General features: G+C 42.9%; 12 protein-coding genes. 8 read left to right on the top strand and 4 right to left on the bottom strand.

Translation table 11 applies throughout. From position 1 onward, the window contains the following. Nucleotides 1-33: 33 nt before the first annotated feature. Nucleotides 34-444: a helix-turn-helix domain-containing protein gene (locus V7L05_RS01685; protein ID WP_335161229.1), complete on the bottom strand. Its 411-nt coding sequence runs from the start codon at nt 442-444 to the stop codon at nt 34-36. A 465-nt stretch (nt 445-909) separates the two neighbouring features. On the opposite strand from V7L05_RS01685, the gene V7L05_RS01680 reads away from it, so the two are divergent. Together V7L05_RS01680 and V7L05_RS01675 are read left to right on the top strand one after the other, a co-directional pair. Next, nucleotides 910-1,338, top strand: a complete 429-nt coding sequence (locus V7L05_RS01680) for a hypothetical protein (RefSeq protein WP_334741245.1) — start codon at nt 910-912, stop codon at nt 1,336-1,338. 96 nt (nt 1,339-1,434) lie between these two features. Beyond that, on the top strand, nt 1,435-1,677 hold the full coding sequence (locus V7L05_RS01675) for a hypothetical protein (RefSeq protein ID WP_335161227.1): 243 nt from the start codon (nt 1,435-1,437) through the stop codon (nt 1,675-1,677). On the opposite strand, the gene pdxA is transcribed toward V7L05_RS01675, so the two are convergent. Then, nucleotides 1,627-2,721: a 4-hydroxythreonine-4-phosphate dehydrogenase PdxA gene (gene pdxA, locus V7L05_RS01670; RefSeq protein WP_335161225.1), complete on the bottom strand. Its 1,095-nt coding sequence runs from the start codon at nt 2,719-2,721 to the stop codon at nt 1,627-1,629. The genes V7L05_RS01675 and pdxA overlap by 51 nt on opposite strands. Nucleotides 2,722-2,983: 262 nt before the next feature. Here pdxA and petM point away from each other — a divergent pair, with 262 nt between their 5' ends. The 6 genes from petM (at nt 2,984) to V7L05_RS01640 (ending at nt 7,760) form a co-directional block, all read left to right on the top strand. Beyond that, a complete protein-coding gene (gene petM / locus V7L05_RS01665; RefSeq protein WP_094344256.1) occupies nt 2,984-3,088 on the top strand; it encodes a cytochrome b6-f complex subunit PetM in 105 nt (34 codons plus the stop codon). Between the two features lie 252 nt (nt 3,089-3,340). Beyond that, nucleotides 3,341-4,339: an SDR family oxidoreductase gene (locus tag V7L05_RS01660; RefSeq protein WP_335161223.1), complete on the top strand. Its 999-nt coding sequence runs from the start codon at nt 3,341-3,343 to the stop codon at nt 4,337-4,339. 130 nt (nt 4,340-4,469) lie between these two features. Further along, the gene (locus V7L05_RS01655) at nt 4,470-5,387 is read left to right on the top strand and encodes an NAD(+) kinase (protein WP_335161221.1); all 918 of its coding nucleotides are present in this window, start codon (nt 4,470-4,472) and stop codon (nt 5,385-5,387) included. Between the two features lie 351 nt (nt 5,388-5,738). Next, nucleotides 5,739-6,425: a response regulator transcription factor NblR gene (nblR, locus tag V7L05_RS01650; protein WP_334830759.1), complete on the top strand. Its 687-nt coding sequence runs from the start codon at nt 5,739-5,741 to the stop codon at nt 6,423-6,425. A gap of 99 nt (nt 6,426-6,524) precedes the next feature. After that, nucleotides 6,525-7,016 carry a DUF192 domain-containing protein gene (locus V7L05_RS01645; protein ID WP_335161219.1) on the top strand — a complete coding sequence of 164 codons (492 nt, stop codon included), beginning with the start codon at nt 6,525-6,527 and terminating at the stop codon, nt 7,014-7,016. Nucleotides 7,017-7,532: 516 nt separating this feature from the next. Continuing rightward, a complete protein-coding gene (locus V7L05_RS01640) occupies nt 7,533-7,760 on the top strand; it encodes a DUF2949 domain-containing protein (RefSeq protein WP_335161217.1) in 228 nt (75 codons plus the stop codon). Nucleotides 7,761-7,838: 78 nt separating this feature from the next. Here the strand turns inward: V7L05_RS01640 and V7L05_RS01635 are convergent, their stop codons facing one another. After that, nucleotides 7,839-8,261, bottom strand: a complete 423-nt coding sequence (locus V7L05_RS01635) for an FAD-dependent oxidoreductase (protein ID WP_335161215.1) — start codon at nt 8,259-8,261, stop codon at nt 7,839-7,841. A gap of 226 nt (nt 8,262-8,487) precedes the next feature. Beyond that, a complete protein-coding gene (locus V7L05_RS01630) occupies nt 8,488-9,642 on the bottom strand; it encodes a pyridoxal-phosphate-dependent aminotransferase family protein (RefSeq protein WP_335161213.1) in 1,155 nt (384 codons plus the stop codon). Nucleotides 9,643-10,400: the final 758 nt, after the last annotated feature.

The following is a 10,400-nucleotide window of genomic DNA, read 5'->3' as shown; positions in this document are numbered from 1 at the left end:
TTTGCGGTTTAATCTGATTGCTGCTCTCTACAATTACGAGCTTTTTCTCCCCAAAATCAAATCTTCCTGAGTGACTTTTGCAAGAGGTCTAATGTGTCTGGTTGTTAATTTACGCCGCTTTTTCAATATGGCCGATATAATAGATTCTGTTTTGAAAATGGGTACTAAATCTTTTTCGAGTAGCCCATTTTCTTCGATCAAAACCTGAAGTAAATCTACTCCATAAATATCAGGCACGGGCTGCTGCGTTTGTTCATACTCATAAACTAGAGTACCTAAAATATTAAGATAATCTTTTTCATCTGATGTTAGCGGGGCGCTGTCTATCAGAGAATCAATAATTTTTTGGGTAGCAAATAACTCCTCTTCAGTCTTGATAGGACGAGGAGGAAATGCTTGTAGTAGCTCAATGTAGGTAGGGTGTTTATTTAAACCAAGGGTCATTTTTCCATTTGTCTGTATCGTACTCTGTATGGGTTATTATGTTACGAATAAATATTTTTTTGCTTTGATAGTCAATATACTTTCTAAGTCAGTGTCAAGAGCATAATGATTGGGGTTTTCGGTTTACCCCCAATCGCGGTAGACTTTCGGTAAAAAGATACTTGTTATCAGGTTTAGCAAGTGCGATCTGCGTTTCGCAGCAGCGCTTCGCGATCGCCAAAAATCTGATTAAAGATAGCGCTTTTGAGTAATTTTTAAGTATAATTACTTAAAAACTGTTAGCCAGTCCCAACAAGAAGCGATTTTTGGCATCTGTTTGTTACCAGGATTGTTAGGGAAGTTTGATTTAGAGTTGCTAAATCTCAAAGGTCTTGATAAGCTGAAACACCAATAATATAAGCCTTCTGGCGCTTTTTCTGTCTTCAGATCGCGGAAGATGCCGACGCAATATAGGAGTGTTTTTTAGTGAACGCAGCTGAACAGGCAACGAACCTTGAACTCGCCAGCAACATTGCTACGGTGGTTAATTTGTTCAAATTCGAGTTTCCTGATGCCAAATCTGATCTCAAACCCTGGAAGAATGACCCAGAAACCAGGGAGTTAGTCGATCCAGATTCTATAGATATTGGCTTTCACTTTCCTGGTATCAGCAAATCTTGGCGAAGTCGCAGTATTTTGATTCAAATCCGATTTTATCAAGATCCCATCAATAATTCCCGCCGTGCGATCGGTGTGGAGGTAGCTGGATTTGATCATCGCGGCGAGGCGTGGCGACTTTCTACGGTAGAAAACTGGAGTATTGTCGGCGCATCTTCGCCTTCTGGTGAAATTGGGGATAAGCTCAAACAGATTTGCCGACAGATTTTAGAAGTTTTTAATAAACCAAGTGAATAAAATCAACTTGTGTCACAGAAAGTAGTGGGGAATAATACAGAGGAAAGCTTTGCGTAGGCATAGCCCAACCCAGGCATCGCTACCACCCCGATCACAATGACCACTGTAATATTTGTACATGGCACAGGCATTAGGGAACGAGAATACAACGAAACCTTTCAGATAATTGAGCAAAAGATTCACGCCCAACGTCCTGATATCATAGTTGCTTGCTGCCTTTGGGGTGAATTAGGTGCAAAGTTTAATGATAATCGTTTATATTGCACTCAACTGCAAACTGTCATATCATCATTCATCATTTTTATTAGCCAATCTTTGACTAACCAACTTAGCCGCTAAATGTATCGCTGCTTTCATACTGGTAGCATCAGCAATTCCCTTACCCGCAATATCAAACGCTGTTCCATGGTCTGGTGAAGTGCGAACGAAAGGAAGACCAATAGAAGTATTAACTGCCCGATCAAACGCCATCAGCTTCACAGGAATTAAGCCTTGGTCGTGGTAAAGTGCTAGATAAGCATCAGCCGGATTTTGTACTAAAGAATTTCCATACCAAGCTTGACCAGGTTTAACCCACATCGTATCTGGCGGTATCGGTCCATCTAGCTGTAATTCTGGTCTATTTTGCCGCTCTTGCTCCAACCAAGGAATTAGCCAATCCTGTTCTTCATGTCCGAGTTGTCCCTGTTCGCCACTGTGGGGATTTAACCCGGCGATCGCAATTCTCCCTCTATCTATACCAAAATCCCTCTCCAAACACTCCACCAGCAAATCCAATTTCTCTGTCAACAACTGCGGTGTCAATGTATCGGCTACTTGACGTAGGGGAATATGTGTGGTAACAAGTAAAGTGCGGAGTGTCCAACCAGTATGGGGCGATCGCGCTACGAATAACATCCCAAAACGCTCAACACCTGATTTTTGTGCCAAAAGTTCCGTTTGCCCCGGATAATTATACCCTGCGGCTTTCCAAGCAGATTTAGCGATCGGGCCGGTGACAATACCATCAAATTTACCAGCGAGTGTTTGAGCGATCGCATATTCCATATATGCAAAACTAGCCGCACCACTCGCCGCATTACCTATTCCTGGGATAATTTCACCTTTAATTTTCCCATCCAACTGCACATCGCTGACTGACAACTCATCTAGATTTACCAAAGGTGCTAAATTCTCAGTTAAATTCAGTTTGCGATAAGTTAGTGCCAACAAATCCCGGTTTCCCACCACTGTAACGTCATATTTTTGACTGATTTGGGGATCTGCTAAAGCTTTCAAAATTACCTCCGGCCCAATCCCCGCCGGATCTCCCAGCGTTAGCGCCAAACGCGGACGATTCTCTTTGCTAAAATTTGCTAAATTACCTTGATTATTTTGATACATAAAATTTCTTCATAATTATTATCATCAAATTTTCCCAATTTCCCCATCTCCCCCTCTCCCAACAGTAGGGATTGCCCACCAAATCAATAGGGATTACCTGCTAAACTAGTTTAATAGTTTAATGATGTTGGAAGCTGCAACCTCAGTGAAGCAGGTTGGAGTACTTCACAACTCTTTACACAGGTCTAATCCTACAGCAACTATTAAAAAGCTTCTGGTAGACCTAGTTTACACACCACTTTGCATAAGGAGAGTCACACCAATGGGCGGCGAAATTTTGAATGCAGCTCTATTGTCTTTCGGTTTAATCTTCGTGGGCTGGGGCTTAGGCGCCTTGTTACTGAAAATTCAGGGCACAGAAGAATAATTGAGTGCTGAGTTATCAGTGCTGAGTGCTGAGTTAGGAGTTAAGAGTTATTATTCTCCCCATTCCCCATTCCCCACTCCCCACTCCCTTTTTCATTGAAATGGGAAAAAAGCTTGTCCGTTAACCGGACAGCGATTTTCTCATAAATCTCTCCAAATAAATTTATTTCTGAGAAAAGATGTAAACTTTTGTTTGCATAGGTTATCCTGATAACATTCTTTTCATAAAACATTAAAATTTATTACAGCCCTCATGACATTATTAATCGTCGGTGCCACTGGCACCTTAGGAAGACAAGTGGCTCGTCGTGCTATCGATGAGGGGTATAAAGTACGCTGTCTTGTGCGGAGCAGTAAAAAAGCAGCTTTTCTCAAAGAATGGGGTGCAGAACTAGTACCGGGAAATTTGCGTTACCCCGAAAGCCTAGCCCAAGCATTAGAAGGTGTAACCCAAGTTATTGATGCGTCAACATCTCGCCCCACAGATTCACTGAGTATCAAACAAGTGGACTGGGACGGCAAAGTAGCATTGATTCAAGCCGCCAAAGCAGCAGGTGTAAAGCGTTTTATCTTCTTTTCGATTTTAGATGCTGATAAATACCCAGAAGTGCCGCTAATGGAAATTAAGCGATGTACAGAACTCTTCCTGGCTGAGTCGGGCTTGAATTACACCATCTTGCGGCTAGCTGGATTTATGCAAGGGTTAATCGGTCAGTACGGGATTCCCATTCTGGAAGCACAGCCAGTTTGGGTAACAGGTAATTCTTCTCCCATCGCCTATATGGACACTCAGGACATTGCGAAGTTTGCGATCCGAGCATTGAGTGTACCAGAAACGGAAAACCAAGCTTTTCCTGTAGTCGGGACTCGTGCATGGAGTGCAGAGGAAATCATCAGCCTGTGCGAACGCTTATCTGGAAAAGACGCTAGGGTAACACGGATGCCAATAAACTTGCTGCGTGCTGTGCGGGGCTTAATGCGGTTCTTTCAGTGGGGATGGAATGTGGCGGACAGGCTAGCGTTTACAGAAGTATTGGCTAGTGGTAAACAGTTAAATGCTTCAATGGATGAAGTATACACAGTCTTTGGTTTAGATCAGCAACAAACCACAACCCTAGAAAGCTATCTACAAGAGTACTTCAGCCGAATAATGAAGAAACTCAAAGAGTTAGACTACGAGAAAAATAAAAATAAAAAGCAGAAACCTAAAAAAACTCCTTTTAAACAGTCTTCAAAAGTCAATAGTCAATAGTCATTACAAAACAGCCATTAGTCGTTAAACTCTAGACTCTGGACATTTGACTCTAGATTAATGACTACATGACCAAAAATGTGTAAGGATTACATAATAAAGAGCATCGCCTAGATTTGGATATTTGAGTGTGCCGAAAGCAGGCATTATCTACAATGACGTTAAACCGATAGCGGGTCGCGTCGCTATCGAGTTGAAAGACAAGCTAACCGCAGCCGGTTGGAATGTATGTATCACATCGAGTATCGGTGGAATACTGGGCTACTCTACGCCTGAGAGTCCTGTATTTCACACCCCGATTGACGGTCTGACGCCTCCTGGTTTTGATTCAGACATGAAGTTTGCAGTGGTATTAGGGGGAGACGGCACTGTTTTAGCAGCGTCTCGTCAGGTAGCCCCCTGTGGTATTCCACTGCTCACAGTGAATACCGGCCACATGGGGTTTTTGACAGAAACTTTCCTGAATCAATTGCCCCAAGCACTAGAGCAGGCGATGGCGGGTGAGTATGAAATTGAAGAACGAGCCATGCTCACCGTCAAAGTTTTTCGGGGAGATTCAGTACTATGGGAAGCCCTCTGCTTGAATGAAATGGTGCTGCACCGGGAACCTTTGACCTCTATGTGCCATTTTGAAATTGCCATAGGGCGTCATGCGCCAGTAGATATTGCGGCGGATGGTGTGATTGTTTCTACGCCTACTGGTTCTACAGCTTACTCATTGAGTGCTGGTGGTCCAGTGGTGACTCCTGGCGTACCTGTTTTACAGCTAGTACCCATTTGTCCTCATTCCCTAGCTTCTAGAGCATTGGTGTTTCCAGATACCGAATCGGTCAACATCTACCCAGTCAATATTCCTCGGCTGGTGATGGTGGTAGATGGTAATGGTGGGTGCTATATCCTACCAGAGGATAGAGTTTATATGGAGCGATCGCAATATAGTGTCCGATTTATTCGCCTGCAACCGCCTGAGTTTTTCCGAATTTTGCGAGAAAAATTAGGTTGGGGTTTGCCACATATCGCCAAACCAACTTCGGTAGAATTGCCGTAATCATTGGGAATTGGGCATTGGGCATTGGGCATTTGTTATTAATTCTTCTCCCTCATCCCCCTCATCCTCCTCATCCCCCTATTCCCCATGGCCCATGGCCCATGCCCCATGCCCCATGCCCAATTTACTGATTCCTTCCAGAATTACTGGTGTAGGGATGGTATTTGGAGTTAGTTATTAAGATTGCATCGGAGAATTCGATGGCTGACACCTGAACGTGCTAAAAGATCCTTAGCAGCGTGTCAAATCAGGATTGCTCCATCACTAAAAACTCGTAATTGCACTTTTAACTGATGTAAAGATTTTTTCTGGAATATCTTTACAATCCCAAATCCAATATCCCAAATTGTTATGACAGTTGCTCAAAGTCCCTGTGTTCTGGTGATTGAAACCGATGAGAGCCTAGCAAATCAGCTTTCTTGCGATTTGCAAGAAGCCGGCTATGAATCAATTTTGGCTCATGATGCGACCAGTGGTTTGCAACACTGTCGCGATCGCCAGCCTGCTTTAATTGTTTTAGACCGGATGCTAGCAGGAGAATCAGGACTCTCATTGTGCAAAAATCTCAGAAGCACTGGCCTGCGATCGCCTGTGTTGATCTTAATGGCAAGGGATACAGTTGATGATCGGGTAGCTTGTCTAGAAGCTGGAGCGGATGATTACATCCTCAAGCCTTACCGCTCAGAAGACTTTTTGAAGTTGATTCGCCTCTACTTAAAACCCGATTTAGATACCACGGAGCAGTTACGCTTTGGGGATTTAATTTTAGACATCGCAACTCGCCGTGCCATACACAACGGCCGGACAATTGATTTGACAATGAAGGAATTTGAACTATTAAAATTCCTCATGGAACATCCGCGTGAGGTATTAACCCGCGAACAAATTCTAGAAAATGTTTGGGGTTACGACTTTCTGGGTGAGTCGAATGTCATTGAAGTGTACATCCGTTACTTGCGGTTAAAAATCGAAGATGAAGGTCAAAAGCGCCTGATTCAGACAGTGCGCGGTGTCGGCTACGTTTTAAGAGAATCTTAGAGACATTTCATGAAACCTCTCTACAAGCTGGTCTATTTAAATGCAAATCGCCGTAAATTCTGTAAAATTGAAATCTAAATTACAAAATCAAAAAACTATATGACTCGTCGGCTAAGTTTGCTCTCGATGTTGCTGAGTATATTTCTGATGGGCTGTTCTGTGCCAACAACAGCTAAACCTTCCACTCAAACTCCAGCACCAGAGAGTTTAGGTCAAACACTACCAATTTCTGCTAAAGCCATTGTTCCTAATGGCACAACGATTCAATTAGAGGTAGCGCAGACCCCAGAACAGCAAGCGAAGGGGTTGATGTATCGACCAGCTTTGCCAGATGACCGAGGAATGCTATTTGGGTTCCCTTCAGCGCAATCAGTCAGTTTCTGGATGAAGAATGTACCTGTGGCGTTAGACATGGTATTTCTACGTAAAGGTGTAGTTAAATATATTCAGGCTGCTGCACCTCCTTGTGCAAATGAGCCTTGTCCTACCTATGGCCCCAATACACCAATCGATAAGGTGATTGAACTTCGCTCTGGAAGAGCTGCCGAATTGAAGTTGAAAGTGGGTGATATTGTCAAAATTGAGTTTTGAGACTTCGGTGCTTTGTGGGGATAAAGATTTGGGTGGTTGCTCTGTTGAGAGCCTATACTATCGAGATGTATATTTTTTTTGTAAAAAATATCACGTATTGTGGTAAAAAGTCATCTGTAACGCTACCATTTAAAAACTGTGGTAATAATTTAAAATTCTACTCTCTCCAACCTGAAATCGCGGTCTTAAGGTTTGGTTGCAAAAATATTCCCTTGGGCGCAAGTGTAAATAGTCGCCAATAAGAGAGTATAGTTTATGGAATCTTTGTTACTACCTGTGTAATTAAATAAGGTACAAAAGTAAACAAGATGGAGCCAGCTTAACTAAATAAAAATACTGCTTGATAATCAAGCAGATGATTTGTACGAAAATTTCTATTTCTCAGACCCTCTATCAAAAGCCTCTTTTAAAGGCAGATCAAAAAAACTGTGCTAGGGTGTATAGCCGATAACGGCACTGTGACAGATGAAATACTGGCTACTGGCTACTGGCTACCGAGCAATGGTGAACTGATATATGACAATACATTCTGTACAAGGAGGTGAGATACAAATGTCACCATCAAAATATTCTCGACTGATTCATTTTTTGCAAGAAGATTTGGCAATTTCCACAGCATCACTGGCGGTGGCGCTTCGGCATCGAGAGCAAGATCCAGGGCCTTTGGCAATGATTCTTTGGCAGTACGGGTTGATTACTCTAGATCAGTTAGAAAAAATTTATGATTGGCTGGAGACAGCATAAGTAAGAAATTCAAAATTCCAAAAGAAACGCGGTCTTTTTACCAATTTGCCGTTAGATACTGTTTTGAATTTTTAATTATTAATTTTGTGTTTCCAAGAACTTCTCATTTGCCTGTTTGACCTTGGAAATCCAACCCTGATGAGAATTTAAAATTTCTGAGTAGGGTATGGTTGTTTCTGAGAGGAGTTCAAACAATGAAGGTGAGAAGTATTTGGGGAATAGTTGATGCAAAAATTGAGAAGTTCGTAGTCTAATAAATAACTCGAAAAAGAGTAGTTTGCCAGATAACGGAAACGCATAGTCACTGAGCTCGACTAGGGCGTGAGTATCTGGCTTTCGACGTAGGGTAAATTGGGCGATCGCCTCGACAATATTATCAGAATACTCATCTAATAACTGATCAAAAACAGCTACATCTTCAAAGGAAGCATTGCAGCCTTGACCTAATGAAGGAGAAGTGGCATGAGCCGCATCGCCAATCAGTATAAACGCTCTCTCCATGATCATAGCGATTACAACGAATCCTCAAAAGGGTTGAGATTGGACGATTGAGAAATGCTTCAGCTTCCGATTCTGGTAGAAGTTGACTCATCCCCCGGCTTCAAGCCGGGGGGAAATCGAAGTCATTAGTACTAATGACCAATGACTAATGACTATCTAGTTAGTCTCTTTCGATTTACTGCTGAGTAATGAGTAAAAATCATACTCATCACTCATGACTCGGTACTCAGGAATGAGTAAACACTCTAACTGCTGCTGCTATACCAGAACCAGGGGTGAAGTCTTCGTAGCCAAGTTCTGAGAGTGTAACTTCTAAAGATGCTATGCAGCTGAGGATATCGCGATCGCTCACAAAACCCAAGTGACCAATACGGAAAATTTTATTGCTCAAATGGTCTTGACCGCCTGCTAGGGCAATATCAAAGCGTTTTTTCATCAATGACCGAATCTTATCCGGTTCAATTCCCTGTGGTGCTACAGCCGTAATCGCCGGACTAGCGGAACTATCTGCTGCAAACAGGGGTAAATTTAACCCTTGAATCCCGGCACGGGTAGCATTCTTAAGCCGTTCGTGTCGAGTAAATATTGATTCTAAGCCTTCCTCTTTCATCATTCGTAACGTGGTGTGCAACGCTACAATCAAGTTCACAGGCGGAGTAAATGGAGTTGTATTTTTGGCTGTGGCTTTGCGATATTTGCCTAAATCCAAATAATATTTCGGTAGCTTCGCAGTTTTGTAAGCTTCCCAAGCCTTGGGGCTGACAGAGACAAAACCCAATCCCGGCGGAATCATATAACCTTTTTGGGAACCGGAGGCGACGATATCCAACCCCCAAGCATCCACGGGTAGATTGAACGCACCCAAGCTAGTGACAGCATCAACGATAATTAAAGCTTCACCGTGTTCTTTAACGTGGCGGTTGATGGCTTCTAGGTCATTCAACACACCCGTCGAGGTTTCGCTGTGGGTAATGATTACGGCTTTAATTTGCTTTTGGGTATCTGCTTGGAGTTTTTCGGCAAATACTGCGGGGTCTAAGGGTTTTCCCCATTCCACCTTAACTTCTTCGACATTTAAACCGTAGGCTTGGCCAACTTCTACCCAGCGTTCACCAAATTTACCATTAGAACCAACTAAAATGCGATCGCCTGGAGAGAGGAAATTAATTATTGCGGCTTCTACAGCACCCGTACCACTGACATTCAGCGTCAGCACATCACTTTCAGTTTGGTGCAGCCACTTGAGGTTTTCCGTCACCTCTGCCAAAATGTTGCTAAATTCACTAGTACGGTGTCCAATCGGATGCTTGGCTAATGCCAGTAAGGCAGCTTCTGGCACCGGCGTTGGGCCTGGAATCATCAGCATCAGCTTATCGTTCATGTGTGTATCCTAAAAGTCAAATAAAAGTCAAAATTGTGGGAAGTTGGTTAAGTCTGATAGAAAATCCTAGATATTCATCTACAAATTCCACTCAGTTTGTCACCAGCCTTGTTGTATATTTTCCAAATCCATAGGAAAAATATCGTGGGAGTTAATCATCGGTCAGCTTGACCTTGCCAATTTTAGATTTTGGATTTTGGATAATGAAATTGGTTTTTCGGTTCAAGCAAGGCTGCTATGCCTGCTCTCAAATCTAAAATCACCAAGCTGCAACCCAAGAGTGGGTGCAGTCAATCTAAAATCGCAAATCTAAAATCCCAAATTGTTTGACCTTTGCAATTTATACGAGACTCCAACTCCGATGAAACCTCTGTTCTAGGCAATCTTACCACACACCTATATGGCCAGGTTAAGGCATCTGCTCGTAGGGAAGTGGCTATTTTAGCCAAGGCTGAAGCGTCTATCTAGACTCTCGCAATTTTAGGCACTGGCATGATGAATTCTTAAATCTTATCCATAATCTGCTTCTGTTTTTTTATAGAAACACGCGAAATCCTTTTCAATATCGCGGGAATCGTCGGTGAAAAAGCTGCGTTTTGCTTCAACGAAGGAAGTAACCGCCTACACTATGCGGAACACTTGGATGTCACCGTTTGTTAAGAGTTGACATCTCCCCCGATTGAAAATCGGGGGATTCTAAACTGATGTTGCTACGGCGGCTATAAGCCGCACTCCGCAACGTTTGCGATATGATTTAT

The sequence above is a fragment of the Nostoc sp. genome (assembly GCF_036917755.1).
Lineage (GTDB): Bacteria > Cyanobacteriota > Cyanobacteriia > Cyanobacteriales > Nostocaceae > Nostoc.
This window is presented reverse-complemented; position numbering and strand designations above follow the sequence as displayed.

What these genes read in the sequence shown, in the direction of transcription:
- petM (WP_094344256.1), top strand. Translation starts at nt 2,984, where the DNA reads ATGGGCGGCGAAATTTTGAATGCAGCTCTATTGTCTTTCGGTTTAATC.
- nblR (WP_334830759.1), top strand. Translation starts at nt 5,739, where the DNA reads ATGACAGTTGCTCAAAGTCCCTGTGTTCTGGTGATTGAAACCGATGAG.
- V7L05_RS01635 (WP_335161215.1), bottom strand. Translation starts at nt 8,261, where the DNA reads ATGGAGAGAGCGTTTATACTGATTGGCGATGCGGCTCATGCCACTTCT.
- V7L05_RS01685 (WP_335161229.1), bottom strand. Translation starts at nt 444, where the DNA reads ATGACCCTTGGTTTAAATAAACACCCTACCTACATTGAGCTACTACAA.
- V7L05_RS01640 (WP_335161217.1), top strand. Translation starts at nt 7,533, where the DNA reads ATGACAATACATTCTGTACAAGGAGGTGAGATACAAATGTCACCATCA.
- pdxA (WP_335161225.1), bottom strand. Translation starts at nt 2,721, where the DNA reads ATGTATCAAAATAATCAAGGTAATTTAGCAAATTTTAGCAAAGAGAAT.
- V7L05_RS01630 (WP_335161213.1), bottom strand. Translation starts at nt 9,642, where the DNA reads ATGAACGATAAGCTGATGCTGATGATTCCAGGCCCAACGCCGGTGCCA.
- V7L05_RS01675 (WP_335161227.1), top strand. Translation starts at nt 1,435, where the DNA reads ATGACCACTGTAATATTTGTACATGGCACAGGCATTAGGGAACGAGAA.
- V7L05_RS01645 (WP_335161219.1), top strand. Translation starts at nt 6,525, where the DNA reads ATGACTCGTCGGCTAAGTTTGCTCTCGATGTTGCTGAGTATATTTCTG.
- V7L05_RS01660 (WP_335161223.1), top strand. Translation starts at nt 3,341, where the DNA reads ATGACATTATTAATCGTCGGTGCCACTGGCACCTTAGGAAGACAAGTG.